Origin of the sequence: Streptomyces sp. F001 (assembly GCF_004187715.1) — a bacterium.
Taxonomy (GTDB): domain Bacteria; phylum Actinomycetota; class Actinomycetes; order Streptomycetales; family Streptomycetaceae; genus Streptomyces; species Streptomyces flavusporus.
In genome coordinates this window covers 61,382-82,113 of record NZ_QZWF01000016.1, presented here as the reverse complement: position 1 = coordinate 82,113, position 20,732 = coordinate 61,382, and the positions used below count along the sequence as shown (strand labels likewise).

General features: G+C 70.2%; 20 protein-coding genes and 1 pseudogene. 5 read left to right on the top strand and 16 right to left on the bottom strand.

The window, feature by feature from the left end; genetic code table 11:
- Positions 1-290: 290 nt before the first annotated feature.
- Together StrepF001_RS34680 and StrepF001_RS34675 are read left to right on the top strand one after the other, a co-directional pair.
- On the top strand, positions 291-1,118 hold the full coding sequence (locus StrepF001_RS34680) for an enoyl-CoA hydratase family protein (protein ID WP_129802145.1): 828 nt from the start codon (positions 291-293) through the stop codon (positions 1,116-1,118).
- Positions 1,115-3,520 carry a bifunctional salicylyl-CoA 5-hydroxylase/oxidoreductase gene (locus StrepF001_RS34675; protein ID WP_240797806.1) on the top strand — a complete coding sequence of 802 codons (2,406 nt, stop codon included), beginning with the start codon at positions 1,115-1,117 and terminating at the stop codon, positions 3,518-3,520. Before StrepF001_RS34680 ends, StrepF001_RS34675 begins: the two co-directional genes overlap by 4 nt.
- A 16-nt stretch (positions 3,521-3,536) precedes the next feature.
- Here StrepF001_RS34675 and StrepF001_RS34670 read toward each other — a convergent pair whose 3' ends face one another.
- Together StrepF001_RS34670 and StrepF001_RS34665 are read right to left on the bottom strand one after the other, a co-directional pair.
- Positions 3,537-4,349: a PaaX family transcriptional regulator C-terminal domain-containing protein gene (locus StrepF001_RS34670; protein ID WP_129802143.1), complete on the bottom strand. Its 813-nt coding sequence runs from the start codon at positions 4,347-4,349 to the stop codon at positions 3,537-3,539.
- A gap of 15 nt (positions 4,350-4,364) precedes the next feature.
- Positions 4,365-5,966, bottom strand: coding sequence for an AMP-binding protein (locus StrepF001_RS34665; protein WP_206307027.1), 1,602 nt, complete (start codon positions 5,964-5,966; stop codon positions 4,365-4,367).
- Positions 5,967-6,089: 123 nt separating this feature from the next.
- Here StrepF001_RS34665 and StrepF001_RS34660 point away from each other — a divergent pair, with 123 nt between their 5' ends.
- From StrepF001_RS34660 to StrepF001_RS34650, 3 genes are all read left to right on the top strand, one after another.
- Positions 6,090-7,220 carry an acyl-CoA dehydrogenase gene (locus StrepF001_RS34660; protein WP_129802142.1) on the top strand — a complete coding sequence of 377 codons (1,131 nt, stop codon included), beginning with the start codon at positions 6,090-6,092 and terminating at the stop codon, positions 7,218-7,220.
- Entirely contained in the window at positions 7,217-7,615 is a 399-nt protein-coding gene (locus StrepF001_RS34655) for a RidA family protein (protein WP_129802141.1), read from the top strand. The genes StrepF001_RS34660 and StrepF001_RS34655 overlap by 4 nt, the downstream gene beginning before the upstream one ends.
- A 146-nt stretch (positions 7,616-7,761) precedes the next feature.
- The gene (locus tag StrepF001_RS34650; protein ID WP_129802187.1) at positions 7,762-8,199 is read left to right on the top strand and encodes a DUF6299 family protein; all 438 of its coding nucleotides are present in this window, start codon (positions 7,762-7,764) and stop codon (positions 8,197-8,199) included.
- 52 nt (positions 8,200-8,251) lie between these two features.
- Here the strand turns inward: StrepF001_RS34650 and StrepF001_RS48610 are convergent.
- The 14 genes and pseudogenes from StrepF001_RS48610 to StrepF001_RS34585 form a co-directional block, all read right to left on the bottom strand.
- Positions 8,252-8,496 (bottom strand): annotated as a pseudogene (locus StrepF001_RS48610) (GNAT family N-acetyltransferase); the annotation flags it as partial.
- Between the two features lie 13 nt (positions 8,497-8,509).
- A complete protein-coding gene (locus StrepF001_RS34640) occupies positions 8,510-9,436 on the bottom strand; it encodes an ABC transporter permease (RefSeq protein WP_129802140.1) in 927 nt (308 codons plus the stop codon).
- Entirely contained in the window at positions 9,423-10,220 is a 798-nt protein-coding gene (locus StrepF001_RS34635; protein ID WP_129802139.1) for an ABC transporter ATP-binding protein, read from the bottom strand. The genes StrepF001_RS34640 and StrepF001_RS34635 overlap by 14 nt, the downstream gene beginning before the upstream one ends.
- Positions 10,221-10,259: 39 nt before the next feature.
- A complete protein-coding gene (locus tag StrepF001_RS34630; RefSeq protein ID WP_129802138.1) occupies positions 10,260-11,366 on the bottom strand; it encodes an aliphatic sulfonate ABC transporter substrate-binding protein in 1,107 nt (368 codons plus the stop codon).
- A gap of 194 nt (positions 11,367-11,560) precedes the next feature.
- The gene (locus StrepF001_RS50215; protein ID WP_346656980.1) at positions 11,561-11,662 is read right to left on the bottom strand and encodes a putative leader peptide; all 102 of its coding nucleotides are present in this window, start codon (positions 11,660-11,662) and stop codon (positions 11,561-11,563) included.
- A 137-nt stretch (positions 11,663-11,799) separates the two neighbouring features.
- Positions 11,800-12,258 (bottom strand): Rrf2 family transcriptional regulator, encoded by a 459-nt coding sequence (locus StrepF001_RS34625; protein WP_129802137.1) that lies wholly within the window; start codon positions 12,256-12,258, stop codon positions 11,800-11,802.
- A gap of 93 nt (positions 12,259-12,351) precedes the next feature.
- Complete coding sequence (locus StrepF001_RS34620) at positions 12,352-13,251, bottom strand: TauD/TfdA family dioxygenase (protein WP_129802136.1); 900 nt, start codon at positions 13,249-13,251, stop codon at positions 12,352-12,354.
- 295 nt (positions 13,252-13,546) lie between these two features.
- On the bottom strand, positions 13,547-14,485 hold the full coding sequence (locus StrepF001_RS34610) for an ABC transporter permease (RefSeq protein ID WP_206307026.1): 939 nt from the start codon (positions 14,483-14,485) through the stop codon (positions 13,547-13,549).
- Complete coding sequence (locus tag StrepF001_RS34605; protein WP_129802135.1) at positions 14,482-15,318, bottom strand: ABC transporter ATP-binding protein; 837 nt, start codon at positions 15,316-15,318, stop codon at positions 14,482-14,484. Before StrepF001_RS34605 ends, StrepF001_RS34610 begins: the two co-directional genes overlap by 4 nt.
- A 4-nt stretch (positions 15,319-15,322) precedes the next feature.
- Complete coding sequence (locus StrepF001_RS34600; RefSeq protein WP_129802134.1) at positions 15,323-16,393, bottom strand: ABC transporter substrate-binding protein; 1,071 nt, start codon at positions 16,391-16,393, stop codon at positions 15,323-15,325.
- A 159-nt stretch (positions 16,394-16,552) separates the two neighbouring features.
- The gene (locus StrepF001_RS50210; RefSeq protein WP_165396452.1) at positions 16,553-16,645 is read right to left on the bottom strand and encodes a putative leader peptide; all 93 of its coding nucleotides are present in this window, start codon (positions 16,643-16,645) and stop codon (positions 16,553-16,555) included.
- Positions 16,646-16,904: 259 nt separating this feature from the next.
- Positions 16,905-18,134: an acyl-CoA dehydrogenase family protein gene (locus StrepF001_RS34595; RefSeq protein ID WP_129802133.1), complete on the bottom strand. Its 1,230-nt coding sequence runs from the start codon at positions 18,132-18,134 to the stop codon at positions 16,905-16,907.
- A gap of 13 nt (positions 18,135-18,147) precedes the next feature.
- Positions 18,148-18,717 carry a winged helix-turn-helix domain-containing protein gene (locus tag StrepF001_RS34590; RefSeq protein ID WP_129802132.1) on the bottom strand — a complete coding sequence of 190 codons (570 nt, stop codon included), beginning with the start codon at positions 18,715-18,717 and terminating at the stop codon, positions 18,148-18,150.
- 450 nt (positions 18,718-19,167) lie between these two features.
- Positions 19,168-20,190, bottom strand: a complete 1,023-nt coding sequence (locus StrepF001_RS34585) for an amino acid ABC transporter permease (protein WP_129802131.1) — start codon at positions 20,188-20,190, stop codon at positions 19,168-19,170.
- Positions 20,191-20,732: the final 542 nt, after the last annotated feature.

Below are 20,732 nucleotides of genomic sequence, written 5' to 3'. Positions count from 1 at the left end.
GCTTTCAACTTCAGGAATGGTACGACGCCCTCGAAACGGTCTCACGACGGGCATCGCCCGGGACCTTCGGCCCCGTATGACCGGCTTACCCGGGTGAACGGGCGGTCTCGCACAGCTGCTCCCGCTGTTACCACGTTATTGACCTCCGGTGACGTATGTGACGGGAGCGCACCCTGGGATCAGACGCGCGACCAGCTCTTATCGCGCCATCGTGACGATAGTCACAGATTGGTGATAGCGTCTTGGGCAAGAGGTCTTGAGGCAGTGCCCGCCCGAGGAGGCCGCACCCCATGAGTCCCTTCACCGGCTCCGCCGCCACCACCTCACGCTGGCGCCATCTGCGCGTCGACCGCACCGACGGCATCGCCACCGTCACCCTCGCCCGGCCGGAGAAACTCAACGCCCTCACCTTCGGCGCCTACGCCGACCTGCGCGACCTGCTCGCCGAGCTGGCCCGGGAGCGGTCCGTGCGCGCCCTGGTGCTGGCCGGCGAGGGACGCGGCTTCTGCTCGGGCGGGGACGTCGACGAGATCATCGGCGCGACCCTCTCGATGGACACCGCCCAGCTCCTCGACTTCAACCGGATGACCGGCCAGGTGGTGCGGGCCCTGAGGGAGTGCCCGTTCCCGGTGATCGCCGCGGTGCACGGCGTGGCGGCCGGCGCGGGGGCCGTCCTCGCCCTGGCCGCGGACTTCCGGGTCGCCGACCCCACCGCCCGCTTCGCCTTCCTCTTCACCCGGGTCGGCCTGTCCGGCGGCGACATGGGCGCCGCGTACCTGCTGCCGCGGGTCGTCGGGCTGGGCCACGCCACCCGCCTCCTCATGCTCGGCGAGCCGGTGCGGGCACCGGAGGCCGAGCGGATCGGCCTGATCAGCGAGGTCACCGACGAGGGCAGCGCCGACGAGGCCGCGCAAGCGCTCGCGCGCCGCCTCGCCGAGGGCCCGGCCCTGGCGTACGCCCAGACGAAGGCGCTGCTGACAGCGGAACTGGACATGCCGCTGGCGGCGGCGGTCGAACTGGACGCCTCGACGCAGGCCCTGCTGATGAACGGCGAGGACTACGCAGAGTTCCATACGGCGTTCAAGGAAAAGCGACCTCCAAAGTGGAGGGGACGGTGAGTGTGCCACCCTCAGGGGCGCGGGGAACTGCGCGACCAGCCACGACGCAGCCGCACCCGCAACACGGGACCAGCCACCCCCTACGAGTCGCAATCATCGGCGGCGGCCCCGGCGGCCTCTACGCAGCCGCCCTGCTGAAGTGTCTCCACCCGTCCCGCGACATCACCGTCTGGGAACGCAACGCCCCCGACGACACCTTCGGCTTCGGAGTCGTCCTCTCCGACGAAACCCTGGGCGGCATCGAACACGCCGACCCGGTGGTCTACGAGGCCCTGCAGCAGCACTTCGTCCGGTGGGACGACATCGACATCGTGCACGGAGGCACCCAGCACACCTCCGGAGGACACGGCTTCGCCGCCCTCGGCCGCAAACGCCTCCTCGAGATCCTGCACGACCGCTGCCGCACCCTCGGCGTAGAGCTCCGCTTCCGCACCGAGGCCCCGCGCCCGACCAGCCTGGCGGACACACACGACCTGGTCATCGCCGCCGACGGCGTGCACAGCAGCACCCGCGAGGCCTACGCCCACATCTTCCGTCCCCAGGCGGCAGCCCACCGCTGCCGCTACATCTGGCTCGCCACCGACTTCCCCTTCGACGCCTTCCGCTTCGAGATCGCCGAGACCGAGCACGGCGTGATGCAGTTGCACGGCTATCCGTACGCCCGCCCGTCACCCGACCACCACCCCTCAACGAGGCCCTCCGGGCCGCCGAATCAATTCGGCGCCTCCACCGTGATCGTCGAGATGCGTGAGGAGGTGTGGCGGGCGGCCGGGTTCGACGAACTCGACGAACAGGAGTCGATCAACCGCTGCGCCAAGATCTTCGCGGACGCGCTCCGCGGCCGACCTCTGCGCTCCAACAACTCGACGTGGACCACCTTCCGCACGGTCGTCAACGAGCGCTGGTCGCACAACAACGTCGTCCTGCTCGGCGACGCCGCCCACACCGCCCACTTCTCCATCGGCTCCGGCACGAAGCTCGCCGTCGAGGACGCGCTGGCGCTCGCGGCCTGCCTGGAGGAACAGCCTTCGCTGCAGCGGGCGTTGGCGGCGTACGAGGAGGAACGCAAACCGGTCGTCGCCTCCACACAGCGCGCGGCCCGCGCCAGCCTGGAGTGGTTCGAGAACCTGGAGCTGTACCTCGGCCGGCCGTCCCGCCAGTTCGCCTTCAACCTGCTCACCCGCAGCCGCCGGGTCACCCACGACAACCTCCGGCTGCGCGATGCGCACTTCACCGAGGCCGTCGAGCGCGAGTTCGGCTGCCCGCCCGGCACACCCCCGATGTTCACCCCGTTCCGGATGCGCGGCCTGATCCTGCGCAACCGGGTCGTCGTCTCGCCCATGGACATGTACTCCGCCACCGACGGCGTCCCCGGCGACTTCCACCTCGTCCACCTCGGCGCCCGTGCGCTCGGCGGCGCCGGACTGGTGATGACCGAGATGGTGTGCATCAGCCCCGAGGGGCGGATCACGCCCGGCTGCACCGGCCTCTACACCGGCAAGCAGGCCGAGGCGTGGAAGCGGATCACCGAGTTCGTGCACACGCAGGCGCCGGGCACCGCGATCGGCGTGCAACTCGGCCACTGCGGGCGCAAGGGCTCGACCAGGCTGATGTGGGAGGGCATCGACGAACCGCTGCCCGACGGCAACTGGCCGCTCGTGGCCGCCTCACCCCTCCCGTACAAGCCGGGCAGCCAGACCCCGCGACAGCTCTCCCGCGCCCAGCTCACCGATCTGCGCGAGCAGTTCACCGCCGCGGCCTGGCGGGCCGCCCGCGCGGGCTTCGACCTGCTCGAACTGCACTGCGCCCACGGCTATCTGCTCTCCGGCTTCCTCTCCCCGCTGACCAACCAGCGCACCGACAGCTACGGCGGCTCCCTCGCGAAACGGCTCCGCTTCCCGCTGGAGGTCTTCGACGCCGTACGGGGCGTGTGGCCGGAGGAGAAGCCGATGACCGTCCGCATCTCCGCCACCGACTGGGCCGCGGGCGGAACCACGGCCGAGGAGGCCGTCGAGATCGCCCGGGCCTTCGCCGCCCACGGCGCCGACGCGATCGATGTGTCGACCGGGCAGGTGGTGGCCGACGAGCGGCCGGAGTTCGGGCGGTCGTACCAGACGCCGTACGCGGACCGCATCCGTCACGAGGCGGGCATCCCGGTGATCGCGGTCGGCGCGATCTCCTCCTGGGACGACGTCAACTCCCTGATCCTGGCCGGGCGCACGGACCTGTGCGCGCTCGGCCGCCCGCACCTCTACGACCCGCACTGGACCCTGCACGCCGCCGCCGAGCAGGGCTACGAGGGGCCGGGCGTCGCCTGGCCGGCGCCGTACCGGGCGGGCAGCCGCCGCCCCCGGACCGGACGCACGGACGCCCCCAAGCCCCGCCTCACGCTGGGGGGTTGAGCTCCGCCTGCCCGCGTCACACGCCGACGAAGGCCGCGCCGGCGTCCCTCAGGCGTTCGTGCAGGCCACGGAAGACCGCGGCCGAGCGGACGCCGGGCCAGTTCGCGGGTAGCAGACGCGCAGGCAGGCCGGGGTCCGCGTAGGGCAGATGGCGCCAGGAGTCCAGGGCGAGGAGGTAGTCACGGTAGGCCTCCTCGGGCGGGGTGTCCGTGCGCCGCTGCCAGTCCTGCAGCACGCGCGCGTGCCGGTCGAGGAACGCCTCGTGCTGCTTGGCGATCGCCGCCAGGTCCCACCAGCGGGCGACCGCCTCCACGGTCGGCGCGAAGCCGAGGTGCTCGCCGCGGAAGAGGTCGACGTACGCGTCGAGGCGCAGCCGCTGGAGGGTGTGCCGGGTCTCCTCGTACAGCCGGGCCGGGGCGATCCACACACCGGGCGCCGCCGTACCGAAGCCGAGGCCGGCCAGCCGGGAGCGCAGCACATGCCGCTTCTGCCGCTCCGACTCCGGAACCGAGAACACCGCGAGCACCCAGCCCTCGTCCTCGGGCGGCGCGGTCGCGTAGATGCGCCGGTCGCCGTCGTCGAGCAACTGGCGGGCGTCCGGGGAGAGTTCGTAGCCGGCCGCGCCCTGCTCCGTGCGGGCCGGCACGAGCAGACCGCGCCGTTTCAGCCGGGACACCGACGAACGCACCGAGGGCGCGTCCACCCCGACCGCGGCCAGCAGCCGGATCAGCTCGGCGACGGGCACCGGACCGGGCATGGAGCGGCCGTACGCGCCGTAGAGCGTGACGATGAGAGACCGGGGAGCGTGCTGGTCGGACACGTTGATCATCTTAGGTCGTGCGGATCACTGCTGGTCACCCTCGGTACGTAGGCGGAACCTCTGGAGTTTTCCGGTCGCCGTCCGTGGCAGGGCGTCCAGGAAGACGATCCCCCGCGGGCATTTGTACGGCGCCAGTTCCGACTTGACGAAGCCGCGCAGTGCCTCGGCGTCCCGCTCGGCACCCTCCTTGAGGACGACGAACGCCACCACGGCCATGCCGCGTGCCTCGTCGGGCCGCCCGACGACCGCCGCCTCCACCACGTCCGGATGACGCAGCAAGGCGTCCTCGACCTCCGGTCCGGCGATGTTGTACCCGGCGGAGATGATCATGTCGTCCGCGCGGGCGACGTAGCGGAAGTAGCCGTCGCTCTCGCGGACGTAGGTGTCGCCGGTGATGTTCCAGCCGCCCCGTACGTACTCGCGCTGCCGTGGATCGGCGAGATACCGGCAGCCGACCGGTCCGCGCACGGCCAGCAGCCCCGGCTCCCCGTCGGGCAGTTCGCGCCCGTCGCCGTCCACCACGCGCGCGTGCCAGCCGGGGACGGGCAGCCCCGTCGTGCCGGGCCGGATGTGCTCGTCGGCCGCCGAGATGAAGATGTGCAGCAGCTCGGTGGCGCCGATGCCGTTGATGATGCGCAGGCCGGTGCGTTCGTGCCAGGAGTGCCAGGTGGCCGCGGGCAGGTTCTCGCCCGCCGAGACACAGCGACGCAGACAGGTCACGTCGTGTCCGTCGAGTTCGCCGAGCATGGCGCGGTACGCCGTCGGCGCGGTGAACAGCACCGACACCCGGTGCTCGGTGACCGCGGGCAACAGCTGTTTTGGTCCCGCCTGTTCGAGCAGCAGCGCGGTGGCGCCGGCCCGCAGCGGGAAGACGACGAGACCGCCGAGACCGAAGGTGAAGCCGAGCGGGGGACTGCCCGCGAACACGTCGTCCGCGCGCGGGCGCAGTACGTGCCGGGAGAACGTGTCGGCGATCGCCAGGACGTCCCGGTGGAAGTGCATGCACCCCTTCGGGCGGCCGGTGGTGCCCGAGGTGAAGGCGATCAGCGCCACGTCGTCGGCCGCGGTGTCCACGGTGCGGTACGGGGTGTCCGGGGCGGGGCGGTGCAGCAGGTCGTCCGGGGCGTCACCGCCGTACGTCGTGATGTGCAGCCCCGGGATCTCGGCCTTGGCGAGGTCGTCGACGGCCCGGATGTCGCACAGGGCGTGCCGCACCCGCGCCATCTCGCAGATCGTGCTCAGTTCGTGCGGGCGCTGCTGGGCCAGCACGGTGACGGCGACCGCGCCCGCCTTCAGCACCGCCAGCCAACAGGCGGCCAGCCAGGGCGTGGTCGGGCCGCGCAGCAGGACCCGGTTGCCGGGGGCGATCCCGAGGCCGGTGGTGAGGAGGTGCGCGAGCCGGTCGACACGGGTGCGTAGCGCGCCGTACGTCCACGGCTCGCCGTTCTGGGTGCGGAACGCCGTGCGGTCGTCCGGGGGGCCGTGGAGGAGTTCGGCGGCGCAGTTCAGTCGTTCGGGGTAGCGCAGCTCCGGCAGGTCGAAGCGGAGCGCGGGCCACTGGTCGGGCGGCGGGAGATGGTCGCGCGCGAAGGTGTCGACGTGGGCGGAGCGGGTCAGTCCGGCCATGGCGGTTCGCCCCTTGCCTGGTGGGCGTCGGGTGGGCTCGCACAAGGAGCGTAGCGCGTTGGTGACGGCAGTCAATGTCACGCGATACCGTCTGGGTGTCACGCCCCGGAGGGAGGACCGGCAGTGCCCGCATTCTCGCTCGAACCGGACCAGAGCGCCTGGTGTGCCGAGCTGCGCACCCTCGCCGCCGAACGACTGCGCCCGCTCGCCGAGAAGGGGGAACCCGGGCACGTCAACCAGCCGCTCCTCGCCGAACTCGGCCGGCTCGGGCTGCTGGAGCGGCTGTTCACCGCGGGCGCGCTCGATCTCTGCCTGATGCGCGAATCCCTGGCGTACGCCTGCACGGAGGCCGAGACCGCGCTCGCCCTCCAGGGCCTGGGCGCCCACCCGGTGCACGCCCACGGCACCCCGGCCCAGCGTGACCGCCTGCTGCCGGGGGTGATCGAGGGCACCACGGTCGCGGCCTTCGCACTGAGCGAACCGGGGGCCGGGTCGGACGCGGCGGCGCTGTCCCTCGCCGCCGAGCCCGACGGCCCGTCCCGCTGGCGGCTCACCGGGGAGAAGTGCTGGATCTCCAACGCCCCCGAGGCCGACTTCTACACCGTCTTCGCGCGGACGACACCGGGCGCGGGCGCACGCGGGGTGACCGCCTTCCTCGTGCCGGGCGACCGGCCCGGCCTCACCGGCACCGGCCTCGACATGCTCTCGCCGCATCCCATCGGGGCCCTGGACTTCGACGCCGTGCCGGTGACGGCGGACGACGTGCTCGGCGAGGTCGACCGCGGCTTCCGCGTCGCCATGGGCACCCTCAACCTCTTCCGGCCCAGCGTCGGCGCCTTCGCGGTCGGGATGGCGCAGTCGGCGCTGGACGCGAGCCTTGCGCACACCGCCCGCCGGGAGGCCTTCGGCGGCCCGCTGAGGGACCTTCAGACCGTGGCCCACCGGGTCGCCGAGATGGCGGTACGGACGGAGGCGGCCCGCCTGATGGTGTACGCGGCGGCGACGGCGTACGACGAAGGCGCCGACGACGTCCCGCAACGCGCCGCCATGGCGAAACTGCTCGCCACGGAGACCGCCCAGTACGTCGTCGACGCGGCCGTCCAGCTGCACGGCGCACAGGCGCTGCGCCGCGGGCATCTGCTCGAACACCTCTATCGCGAGGTGCGCGCACCGCGCATCTACGAGGGAGCCAGCGAGGTCCAACGCGGCATCATCGCCAAGGAGTTGTACGCGAGCCTGGAGGCGACCCCGTGACCGCCGAGCGCATCGACCCGCCCGGCCTCTCCCCGGCCACCGGCTTCTCGCACGCCGTCGTCGTCACCGGCTCCCGACTGGTGTTCCTGGCGGGCCAGACCGCCCTCGACGCCGACGGCAAGGTCACCGGGACCACCCTTCCCGAGCAGTTCGGGAAGGCGCTGACGAACCTGCTGACCGCGCTGCGAGCGGCGGGCGGCACCCCGTCCGACCTCGCCCGTGTCACCGTCTACGCCACGGACGTCGCCGCCTACCGCGCCCACGCTGCCGAACTGGGCGGCATCTGGCGGCAGCTGGCGGGCCGGGACTACCCCGCGATGGCGGTCGTCGAGGTCGTACGGCTGTGGGACGAGGAGGCGATGGTGGAACTCGACGGATTCGCGGTGCTGCCGTAGGGCCTGCCCGGCAGTTGGGACGGCCGGCGGAACAATCGCCTCCGAAGAGGTGACGATCATGCTCGTGGGGATGCGCGGTCCCGATCCCTGTGGAAGTACCTCACGGCAACCCCCTGCCATCTGGAGGTCGTTCCATGTCCCTGCCCCTGCCCCTGCGCACCGGGCTCGGCGCCGCCGCCATCGCCGCGCTCGTCCTGCTCGCCACCGCCCCCGCCCAGACCGCGACGGCCGAACCGTTCGAGATGGTCACGGTCGACCGGACCGGCCGCGTTGCGGCCGACGGCACCGTCACCCTTTCCGGCACCTACCGCTGCGGCGGCGCCACCGGACCGGTGTACGTCAGCTCGGCGGTGGAGCAGACCTCGAACTCGTCGTCGGCCCGCCACAGCTTCGGCGGGACCCGTGCCGAGTGCGACGGCGAGACGCACCGCTGGGAGAACACGCAGCAGCTGTCACCGGGCGCGGTGGAGCCGGGCGAGGCCCGGGTGGAGGCCACGATCGTGGAACTGAACTCCGAGAGCGGCCTGCCGGTAGCCGTCTTCCACGCGTCGCAGCAGGAGGACGTCACGCTGGTCGCCGGCTGACCCCTCCGACGGACCGCGCCCGCCGCCACCTCACACGGTGGCGGGCGCGGCGGCCGAGGTCGGCCAGGCGAGCGGCGAGGATGCCGGCCTGCTCGCGGGTGACGGAGGTGAGGCTCAGGAGACCGGACGGGGTGCGCTGGTAAAAGGTGGCGCGGACCTTGCCCCCTCGCTCCAGTCGGCCGAGTACAAGGGCTTCGGCGCCGTGCGCGGCCGCCCGTTCGTTCGCAGTTTCTCGGTCACCGTCAGCGGCATGGTGTGCAGGGCGGGGCGCGAGCGCAGGAAGTCTCCGGGCCGAGCGCGATCCGTTCGTTCAGGGGGTGACCAGCAGGCCCCGGCTGCGCAGCACCCGCCGCTCCAGCGGGCTGAAGATCAGCAGATCGATGGCGATGCCGACGAGCAGGATCAGGAAGATGGCCAGGAACACCTGCGACATGCTGGCGTTGTTCCGCCCGTTCTCCAGCAACTGGCCGAGACCGACGCCCAGATCGGGCGAGGAGGCGATGATCTCGGCGGCCATCAGCGACCGCCAGGAGAACGCCCAGCCCTGCTTCAGCCCCGCCAGATAGCCGGGGAGCGCCCCCGGCATCATGATGTGCCAGGCGCCGCGCAGTCCGGTCGCGCCCAGTGTCCGCCCGGCGCGCAGGAACAGCGGCGGGATGTGGTCGATGCCCGCGACGAGGCCGTTGGCGATGGACGGGACGGCGCCGAGCAGGATCACGGCGTACATCATCGAGTTGTTCAGGCCCAGCCAGAGCACGGCGGGCGGCACCCAGGCCACCGATGGCAGCGACTGCAGACCGGACAGGATGGGGCCGATGGCCGCCCGGACGAATTTCACCCGGGCGACCAGCAGGCCGAGCGGCGTACCGATGGCGAGCGCCATCAGGAAGCCGAGCAGACCGCGCGAGACGCTGGTCCAGATGTAGTCGAGAAGGGTGCCCTGGAGCCAGGCGGCGGTCACCTCGTCCCACACCGCGGACGGCGCGGGCAGCTTGTAGTCGGGTGCGGCCCCGGCCCACACCAGCAGCTGCCAGACCACCAGCACCAGTGCGACGGCGGTGAGGGGCGGCAGCACCTTGCGGATCAGGGTCTCGCGCAGTGGTGTACGGCCGGCCTGCACCGTGTCCAGCGCGTCGAGCCCGGCCTCCAGTCCCGCCAGATCGTGCGGGTCCCGGCGCTCCCCGGCTGCCGGGGAGCCGTCCTTCTTGGTGTCGACGCCGGTGTCAGTGCTGGCCATGGCGGCGGATCTCCCTGCGCAGTTCTTCGGTGATCTCGGCGGACAGCTCGGCGACCGCGCTGTCCTCGATGCGGCGCGGCTGCGGGATGTCGACCGTCCATTCCCGGGCGATCCGGCCCGGCCGCGAGGACAGCAGCACCACCCGCTGCGCCAGCCGCACCGCCTCCCGCACGTTGTGCGTGACGAACAGCACCGACAGTCCCGTCTCGTGCCAGATGCGGGTCAGCTCGTCGTGCAGGACGTCGCGGGTGATGGCGTCCAGTGCGGCGAACGGTTCGTCCATCAGCAGCAGCCGACTGTCCTGGGCCAGCGCGCGGGCCAGTGCGACGCGCTGGCGCATACCACCCGACAGTTCGTGCACCCGCTTGCGGTGCGCGCCCTGCAGCCGTACGAGTTCCAGCAGCCGTTCGGCCTCCTGACGGCGCTCCGGCCCCGCGACCCCGCGCAGCTTCAGTGCGAGTTCGATGTTCTTGCCCGCGGTCAGCCACGGGAAGAGCGCGTGCTCCTGGAACATCAGGGCGGGCCGGCCTTCCGTGGCGATCGAGCCGGCGGAGGGCAGGTCCAGTGCCGCGACCAGGTTGAGCAGGGTGGACTTGCCGCAGCCGGACGCCCCCAGGAGGGTGACGAACTCGCCCGGTGCGACATCGAGCGTGATGTCGTCCAGCACGAGTTGCTGTCCGCCGGGTGTGCCCGGCGCGGGGAAGGACTTCGAGACATGCCCGAGACGGGCGGCGTGCTTCACCGCCGTGGCGCCTTCGGCAGCCTCGGCGACCGTGGTGGCCATGGTCGTCACCTCCTGGGAACTCGTCGGATCCGGTTGTCGTTACTCGGCGCCGAGACCGGCGTCGTCGACCTCGTCCTTGCCCTCGGCCTCGAGGACCTTGTTGAGCGGGGCGAGGTCGTAGATGCCCTTCAGATCGGGCTCCTCCAGCAGACCGGCCTTCACCGCGTGCTCCGCCTGGGTGTCGAGAGTGGCCGCCAGCGGGTCGTCGAGGAAAGTGACGGACTCCCAGGCCGGGTCGATGACCTCGGCGGGCAACTCCTTGCCCGACAGTTCCTTCAGCGCCGCGTTGGCGGACGCCTTGGCCTTGTCCGGGTTGGCGTTGATCCACTCGTTGGTCTTCACCGAGCCGCGCAGCACGGCCTCGACGACGTCAGGGTGTTCCTTGAGGAACTTCTGCGACACGATGATGTTCGTGATCACGAACTTCTTGTCGGGCCAGAGGTCGGCCTCGTCGAGCAGTACCTTCGCGCCCTCGGTGACCAGCTTGGACGCGGTCGGCTCCGGTACCCAGGCGCCGTCGATGGAGCCGGACTTGTAGGCGTCTGGGGTGATCTTGTTGTCCGTGCGGACGACGGAGACGTCGCCCTTGCCGCTCTCGGCGTCGACCTTCCAGCCCTTTTCCGCGATCCAGTTGAGGAAGGCGACGTCCTGGGTGTTGCCGAGCTGCGGCGTGGCGATCTTCTTGCCCCTGAGGTCGTCCAGGGACTTGATCTTGTCCGGGTTGACGACGAGCTTCACGCCGCCTGAGGCGGAACCGCTGATGATGCGCAGGTTCTTGCCGCCCGACTTGGTGTAGCCGTTGATGGCGGGGGAGGGGCCGATCCAGCCGATGTCGATGGAGCCGGCGTTCAGCGCCTCGATCTCGGAGGGGCCGGCGTTGAAGGTGGACGCCTTGATCTTGGTGCCGCCGAGCTCCTTCTGGAGCAGACCCTCCTGGTCGCCCACCAGAGCGGTGGCGTGCGTGAGGTTGGGGAAGTAGCCGATCTTCACCTCGTCGGCGGAGAGCTTCTTGGCGTCCGCAGCGACCTCGGTCTGCTTGTCGTCGTCAGTGGACTCGGATCCGTAGCCGCAGGCGGTGAGCAGGAGGGGGAGCGCTGCTATGACGGCGATGGTGCGCAGGGCGGTGAGCGGTCTTGCGGCAGACACGGAGGTGTCCTTTCAGGGAAAGAGCTGATCAGGGAGGCGTGGAAAGCGTGAGGCGCATGTCCATGGGCATGCGCCGGCACTCCGCTCGCAGGCCCTCGGCGGCGGGAACGCTGTCGCGGGTCCGGGAGCGGAGGTGTGCGGGGATGGGGAGGCGCGGATGGCGCTGCCGGCCGAAGGGTGTTCTGCGGACGGTCTCAGGCGGGCCGACAGATGGCGCTGGACGTACGGCCGAGGTCGATGTGGCGACGCGAGGTCAGCAGGGGGAGTGACCGGTCTGCGCGATTGAGCGTTCGCATGGCCACCCCCAGATCCCTAGTTTTCCTACCGGGCTGATAGGGATCGTGGCAGAAGGTGGTGTCCACCCCAAGAGGGCGTTCATATGGTGGACGTCGCTATCTCGCTTTTTGGGATACTCGGTTGATGGCCCAGCGCGTCAGGGATTTACCCAGGCTTTCGGGGCGTCGGTCAGTGCGGCTACGTCGCTGGGTAGTTGGGCCGATGCGACATCGGCGAGCGACACGCCCTCCAGGATCTCGCGCACGTTGGACCGCAGCGCGATCCACAGGGGGAGCAGTGACTCGGCGGGGCCGGTGTAGGACAGGTCCGGCGGGCGAACCCCGCGCACCGAGACCAGAGGTCCGTCCACGATGCGGATGACGTCGGCGATGCTGATGGACTCGGCGGGCCTGGCCAGCCGGTAGCCGCCGTTGCCGCCGCGCTGGCTGAGCACGAGACCGCCCCGGCGCATGTCATTCAGGATGCTTTCGAGGAATTTGTGCGGAATGTCCTGGGCGTCGGCGATGGCCTCGGCCTTCAGTGGCCCTTCGTCCCGTGACGCGGCAAGCTGCAGCGCGGCACGTACCGCGTAGTCCGCCCTGGCTGAGATCCGCATGTGCACATTATTCCGTATGGCTTCGGTATCGGCGTCCGCTGCGGATGGGCCGCCGGGCAGACGCGGGTGTGCCCCGCCCGGCGGCCGTGGGGCTCAGGCCGCGGTGGGCGTGTAGTGGGAGGCGTCGTCGCCCTCGACGACGTGGCTGAGGGTGCCGTCGATCCCGGCGGGGACGTCACCCGCGACGGTTACCCGGTGCAGCAGGCGCGGCAGGTCGCCGTAGTCGTCCGGGGCGTAGTGCTGGGTGATGCGGTTGTCGAACAGGACGAGGTCGCCCGGCGTCCAGGCCACGCGCACGATGTTCTCCGGGCGGGTGACGTACGACTGGAAGATGCGCAGCAGATCCCGGGAGTCGGAGGGGCCGAGGCCGACGATGCTCGTGGCGAAGCCGCCGATGAACAGCCCGCGCTCCCCGGTCTCGGGGTGGACGCGGACGACCGGGTGCGCGGTGCGGTACTTCCGGGAGACGAACCGCCTGCGGTGCTCGGCCGCCTTCTCGGTCTTCGGGGCGGCGTAGTCGTAGTCGTTGGTGTGCACCGCCCACAGCTTGTCGGCCAGCTCGCGCAGCGGCTCGGGCAGGTCCCGGTACGCGGCGGCCGAGTTGGCGATGAGGGTGTTGCCGCCGTAGGGAGGGATCACGATGCTGCGCAGCGTGGACGCCTTCGGAGGCGTACGGACGAAGGTGACGTCGGTGTGCCACTGGTTGGCGCGGATACCTTCGTCGCCGTCGACGGGCAGGATGTTGGGCCGGCCGTCGACGGAGGGGACGGTGGGGTGCGCCGTGGTGAGTTCGCCGAAGAGGGAGGCGAAGCGGAGCTGGCCGGCGTCGTCGAGGTTCTGGTTGCGGAAGACGAGTGCCTTGTGTTCCAGGAGCGCGGAGTTGATCTCGGTGATGACGGCGGGGTCGAGGTTGGTCGAGAGATCCACGCCGAGGATCTCGGCGCCGATACGGCCGCCGATCCTGCGGATGTCGAAGGCGGTGCTGGTGGTCATGCCGCGGGTGTCCTTTCGGGAGGTGACCGGTCATGGGTGATCGGTCGCGGGGTGGTCAGGAGGTGATGGGCAGGGAGGGTCCCTTGGCCCCTGGCGGTCCGAGGGGAGGGCCTGCGGCCCGCTGCGCGCCGGGTGTGCGGCCTCGCCCCCAGCCGATGTGCCGGCGGTAGCTGCCGAGCAGGCGGGTATCAGGAAGGCGTGGAGATGCAGCTGACGGGGGCTGGTCGCGGTCATGAGGTTCCTCGGATCGGGGCAGCGAGACGATCGGGGGACAGGTGAACGAGTCGGGGCCGGGTCAGCCGTCGGCGGGTACGCGCCAGGAGCTGAGCCGCCGCTCCACGGCCACCAGGAACTGGTTGAAGGCCACGCCGATCGCGGAGATCGTGATGATGCCCGCGTACATCTGCGGGATCGCGAAGTTGTACTGCGAGGCGTTGATCAGATAGCCGAGGCCCGCCTTGGCGCCGATCATCTCGGCGGCGACGAGCACCAGAATGGACACCGCTCCGGCCAGCCGGATGCCGGTGAACATCACCGGCACCGACGCCGGAAGGATGACCTTCTGGAACAGCCGGGGCGCGGACAGGTCCATCGACTTCGCCAGCTTCAGCAGGGCCGGGTCGACGTTGCGGACCGCGCTGATGGTGTTGAGCAGGATGGGCCAGGTGCACGCGTACACCACGATGGAGATCTTCGAAGTCTCGCCGATGCCCAGCAGCAGCACGAACACCGGCAGCAGGGCCAGAGCGGCGGTGTTGCGGAACACTTCCAGCAGCGGGCCGAGGAGGTCGGCGACCGGCCGGTACCAGCCGATCAGCAGGCCCAGCGGCACGGCGACGGCCACGGCGAGACCGAATCCGCTGAAGGAACGCACCAGGCTGGCACGTGCGTTGTCGGCGAACTGACCGTCCGCCGCCAGCTGCCACCAGGCGCGGGCGACCTCGCTGAAGGGCGGCAGGAAGGTCCGGTCGACCAGGCCGAGTCGTGGTGCGCTCTCCCAGAGCAGCAGCAGAGCGACGATGGCGGCGGACTTGGTCGCCGCGTTCAGCAGCAGGTACGGAAGTTGGCGGATCCGGGCTGGAAAGGATGGGGCTCGGCGCACGTCCGGCTTTGCTGCTCCACGTGTCGCGGACCCGGCGGATGGAGCAGGGGAGAGGGCCGGCACGGGCTCGGCGGCGCTCTTTGAGCCCGGCACCGTGCTCTTGTCGGTGGCCGTGCCGGTTGTGGGGCTCATACGGAAGCCTCCTCCTTCTCCAACTGCTGGGCCCTGGCCACCTCGTCGTGCAGCAGCGACCAGATCTGGTGCCGGTGTCGAGCGAACTCGGGACTGGAGCGGAGGTCGTCCGTCGTCGTACGGGAGTTGAAGGCGACCGGCACGATCTGCTTGATGCGGCCCGGCCTGGACGTCATGACGGCGACGCGCTGTCCGAGGTAGACGGCCTCGTCGATGCCGTGCGTGATGAAGACGACGGTCTTGCCGGTGCGCTGCCAGATGCGCAGCAGTTCGTCCTGCAGAGATTCCCGGGTCTGGGCGTCCAGCGCGGCGAACGGCTCGTCCATCAGGAGCACGTCGGGGTCGTAGGCGAGGCTGCGGGCGATTGCCACTCGCTGCCGCATCCCGCCCGACAGCTCATGCGGATGGCGGTCCTCGAACCCGGTCAGGCCGACCAGGTCGAGGAACTCACGGGCGCGTGCGGCCCGTTGACGTCGTGTGACGCCGGTGGCCTCCAGGCCGAACTCGACATTGCCCTGCGCCGTGCGCCACGGAAGCAGCGCGTACTGCTGGAACACGATGCCCCGGTCCAGGCCTGGGCCGGTGACGGGTTCGCCGTCCAGCAGGATCCGTCCGCCGGTGGGTCGGGCGAGGCCGCCGAGCAGATCCAGGAGCGTCGACTTTCCGCAGCCGCTGGGACCGACCAGGACGACGAACTCGCCGGCCGCTATCTCCAGATCGATGCCGTCGAGGGCGGTGAAACGGGTGGTCTGCCGAGTGTCCGTGCGGTCTTTGACGGTGAATTCCTTCCGTACGTCCTCGAAGAGGATCTTGGGTGTGGTGGATTCCGGCATGGGATCAGCCCCCGCTCGTCGAAGAGGAGGAGGTCGCTGAGGGAGTCGATGCGCCGCTTTCGCCCGCGGCGTTGAATTCATTGGTGTAGAGGTCCGACAGCGTGACCTGGCCCTTCTGGATGTCGCCGCGGTCGGCCAACCAGTCGATCCACAGCTGGAGTTCCTTGCCGGTGATCCGGCCTGCCGTCCCGGCGACGCCGTAGGACCGCCAGTACTTCAGCGGTGCGGCGTCCTCGTTGCGACCGCGCTTCTTCACGATGTCCGTCATCCGGGCGATGACTTCTTCATGCGGCGTGGAACGGGACCACTCGATGGCTCTTCCGACGGCGGTGACGAAGATCCGGGCCGTGTCGGGGTTCTGCTTCAGGAAGCGGTCCGTCATCACGTAGGTGCCGGCGCTGAATGAGCCCAGCAGTTGGTGATCCGTGAACAGCGGGCGGATGCCCCCGGCTGCCAGGGCTTTGTCACGCAGAACGCCGCCGAGCACGGCCACGTCGATCTGCTTCTGACGCAGCGTCTGCTCGGTGTTGACCGGAGGCACCACGAGGGGCTCGACCTTGTCGATGTCCGCCGGGGACAGACCGCCTCGCTGCAGATAGATGTCGAGCATGGCCTCGGAGTGGGCTCCGAGGGTGTTCATTCCGACCTTCTTGCCGATCAGGTCCCTGGCCGAGCGGATCGGGCTGTCCTCGAGGACGTAGAAGCCGTTGTAGGCGTACTTGTCGGCGCCGTAGTAGCTGATGACCGCCTTGATGGGGGCCTTGTTCGCGGCCAGTTTGACGACCGCGCCGTTGAACGCGCCGCCGAAGTCGATCTGGCCCGTGGCCGCGGACTGTATGTCCTGCGGGCCGCTGATCGTGTTGCCGACCCACCTCAGCTTCACGTCCTCCAGATAGCCGAGGTCCTCGGCCAGCTCCGGCAGGGTGACCTGGCCCGCCCAGCCCTGGTACCGGAGCGTCCTGGTCCGGCCCTTGCCGGACGTGGCTCCGGTCGCGGCCGTGCCGCAGCTCACGGCCACCGTCGAGAGACCGAGCAGAGTGAGGAACTGACGTCGGGTCGATGCCTTCGTGGCCATGGAAGGGTCCTGTTCAGGAAACTGGTCAAGGAAATGGCAGACGTCGAACGGCGGAAAAGAGACCTCAGCGAAAATGGCTACAAGGAGCTCGACGTCCGCGAAAACAGCGGCTTGACGCATAAGCCGACTGTGAAATGGAGCGAAGGGACGCGGTGCCTGTCAGCGGGTGCGGCGACCGACGGCACAGATGGCGCTGGCCTGCCGTCGCAGATCGACGTGCAGGCGCGCGGCGAGGGTCTCGGACTTGCTCACAGCCAAGAGAGTTGCAGCGAAATCCAGCCAGGTCAATGTCGCTTGCGTATGCGTCTCATATTCTCAACGGTCCGACATGCGAGTGAAGTGCGGCGTTCACAATTCTCTGGAGGGGCGGTGGCGTGGTGACTGCCGTTTGTGCCGGCCCCGGCCTCAGCGCAGTTCAGGTTTCTCGGCGTAGGCCGCGTGGTGAGTGTGCGGCAGGCGGGACAGGGCGCACCCGAGTGGAGCCAGACGTGAAGCCCCTGGTAGGGCAGGGTCAGGCGGGCAGGACGAACGGAGGGTGGGCGCCGTTGAGGAAGTAGTCCCCGACGTCGCGGAGCCGGTGGGCGGCGGGCTCGTACAGGGTGTGGGTTCGGGCATTGCGCCAGAAGCGGTCGAGGCCCAGCCGCGAGGAGGTGGAGCGGGCGCCGATGATGTCGAGGGCGCGGGTGGTGGACTCCTGCGCAGCTCTGGAGGCGGCGGCTTCGGCCATGGTCACGAGGGCGGAGATGTCCGCGTATTCGTCATAGGTGAGGTCCTCGCCGAGTGCCAGCGCGCCCTGCACGGATTCCATCGCTTGATCGGCGAGTGCGGACGCGGAGCGGGTGAGGACGGTGAGTTCTCCGTAGGCGGTCAGCACCTGTGGGTCGTGGGGAGTGCCGACCGGCCAGGCGGGGTGCCAGGGTGCGTGGCCCGTCCTGCTGTACTCGCGGGCTTCGGCGAGCACTCCCTCGGCCATGCCAAGAAGGAGCTGGACGGAGACGAGGTGCCCGACCGGCGACGCCAGGGCGGCCCGGGGCGACAGGAAGTCCTCGTCCGCGGACAGGGAGCCGAGTACGTCGTCGGCGGCGACCGGTACGTCGTCGAACTCCACGCTGCCGCCGGCGGCGAGCCGCTGGCCGAAGGTGTCGGCGTCGGCGTCGATCCGAACGCCGCGACGGGTGGGATCCACCACGACGGCGAGTGGTTCACCCGTGTCCCGCCGTACGGCGCGCACGGCGAGGCGATCGGCGACCAGGACCCCGGTGGTGTAGCTCTGCCGACCATCGAGCACCAGGCCACGGGAGGCCCTGGCCAGCATCAGAGGAGGCTCCTGACGGGCGAAACCGCCACCCCAACACCACTCCTCAGCCGCGGACTGCTCCTCTATCTGCGTGGCGAGAGCGGGCTCGGCGAAGAACCGGGCGCTCCACGACAGGAAGTAGTGACAGCCGAGCAGTTGCCCGATCGCGCCGTCGGCCGCGGCGATCTCCCGGACGACGGCGTAGGCCGTGGGCCAGTCCGCGCCGCCTCCTCCGGACTCGGCCGGCGGCAGGAGCGACAGCAGTCCCGCCTCGCGCAGCCGGGACACCTCGTCGATCGGGGCCTTGCCCGCCTGCTCCCTGGCCACCGCGTCCGTGGCCAGGTCGTCCGCCGCCTCGCGGGCCACGCGCAGCCAGTGCGCATCGCCGGGCCCGGTCCGGTCGGACGGCGAGGCGGGGCGGAACGGCGCGGAGGCAAGGCCCATGGAAGTGGTCTCCTCAAGGTCGGGCGCAGAGCGCGGCGTTGGGGCTCTCCTGCTGGTCGGACACGTACTTGTAGCCCACGCGCCGAACGGTGACGATCCGGTGCCGGTGGGCCTCACCCAGCTTGCGGCGCAGGCGGGCGATGTGGACATCCACGGTGCGGCCGTCGCCGATGTGGTCGTAGCCCCAGACGGCGGCCACCAGCCGATCGCGCGAATGTACTTGGTGGGGATGCAGAACGAGATGCGCCAGCAGCTCGAACTCCAGGTAGGTGAGGTCGAGTTCGTGTCCGTCCACCTCGGCGACATGCCGCGCGGGATCGATGCGGACGACGTCGTCGCCCGCTTGCCGGGCATGGGCCGATTCCGTGGAGACGACGGGTCGGATCTCAGGCCGCGGCCTGTCCTTGACGAAGAGTTCGGCGGGATCGGTGCCCTCGGGGACGAGCACGAGATAGCCGACGAGCGGCGCGGACGTGTGTCCCTCGGCACCGCTCTGCGCGGTATCGCCCACCAGGCGAAGACGGCGCAGGTCGGGGAGCGGCGGATCGTGCGGAGTGGCCTGGGCCGGAAGTGCGGTGGTCATGGGGATGTCCCTCAGAAGTGTGTCGGGCCATCAGGCGCAGTAGGTGAATTCGCCTGATCGCCTGGGAGAGAAGGGCGGGGCAGCACGGGCGAATAGGTGAGCCGCGTGCCCTACACGCGACAGCAGGCGGCACTGACGACGTGACCAAAGTCGACATGCCGACGACGAACGAGTCGTTGCTGCGTACGGGACATGTGCATCATCCTGCGCATCCTCGCTGAACACCGTCAAGACTTTCCTAGTAATTCGATAGGAAAAGTGGGGAAGGGCTCACGCCCTGAGGGGTTTGCCGTCCTCCGGAGGCGTCGCCGTCTCGGCACGGGCGGCGCTCAGGGCGCGCAGAAGCGTGTGGGCCACCGCGTCGTTCTGGCGGAAGGCGGGGGCGTTGGTGCGGGGCGGGCGAAGGCGACGGCGGCCCGGCTGCTGGTGGGGCGCCGAGGAGCGTGCCGCTCACCGGTCACAGTCGATCGCCGGGCGGGCGTCGGCGGCCGTCGCCGCGCTCAACCGGGTGCGCAGGACGCCCAGGCGACCGCGCAGCCGCTGCAGTGGAGTAGGCGGTAGCGCACGGGAGTTGCCCCTCGCGTAGTACCGCTCGATGTAGTACTGGCCCGCGCTGAGCACGCTGGTGACCGCGATGTACCAGAGGGTGGCGACCATCAGCAGGGGGATGACCTGGTAGGTCTGGTTGTAGATCAGCTGAACCGAGTACAGCAGGTCGTGCACGGCCAGCACGCTGACGATGCTCGTGCCCTTGAGGGTGCCGATCAGCATGTTCCCGGCGGTCGGCACGATGGAGCGCATCGCCTGGGGAATGACGATCCGGCGCAGGGTGCGGCGCCTGCTCAGCCCGAGCGCCTGGGCGGCCTCGGTCTGTCCGGAGTCCACCGAGAGGATGCCGCCGCGTACCACTTCGGCGGCGTAGGCGGTCTCGTGCAGGGTCAGGCCGATGACGGCGGTGAGGGTGGGGCCCAGCAGGTTGACCGTCTTGACGGTGACGAACTGCGGGCCGAACGGGATGCCGAGGCCGAGCGTCGGGTACAGGGCGCCGATGTTGAACCAGAACAGCAGCTGCACCAGCAGCGGCGTGGACCGGAAGATCCACACGTAACCCCAACTCAGCGTGCGCAGCACCGGGTTGGCGGACAGCCGCATCACCGCCAGTACGGTGCCGAGCAGGAACCCGAGCGCCATCACCACACCGGTCAGCCACAGGGTCAGCAGCAGTCCGTCGAGCACGGCGGCGGTGGTGAAGTACCGGCCCACCACGTTCCATTGGAAGGCGTTGTTGCGGACGACGGAGTTGAGCACCATCGCGAAGACGAGCAGCGCGGCGGCAGCGGTCGCCCAGCGGCCGATGTGCCGGCGTGGCACGATCCGCGGCAGGTCGGGGCCGGGGGCGCCCGCCCGCTCCGGGGGCTTCGTAGCAGGGGCAGATGTGGCATCGGGAGGCGTGACGTCGGAAGGCGTGACCATCGGGAGACTCTCCGGGGGAGGGAATCGCAGGCGTGGGTACCCACCCGGTGGCACTCGTAGGGGAGCGCAGCGGCTCAGGCGCTGCGCGGGTACGGTGCGGCCGGGGCTCGGAGTCGTCACATTCGCCGCGTCCCTCAACGCGGCCGGAGAGGCTGCCACGCAGGGCGGAGCCGATCCGCCATCGATCGTATGTGCCCGCAGCGCGGATGTGTCAACAACGAGCGGCAGAGGTTGGCCGAGGCGGTCCGGCATCCGGGCGCTGCTTGACGAACAGCAGGATGTACTGCTCAATTGACCGCATGAATGCCCAGCAGCGCTTGGTCTCGCGCGATCACATCGACTTCGGTCGGGTGTGGTCCGCCGCGTGTTGCGCCTGACTCGGCAGCGGGCCGTCTGACCGGCCCTTCCCTCCCTCGGTGACCCCGTTGCGGGCCGAGTCCTCTCTTCGCGCGCGCTGCCACAGCTCTGCTTCTCCCGACGCTCGACGTCGTCACGTCTGCATCGACCCGTCTTCCTGACGGGCTGTCACTCATGCCTCCACG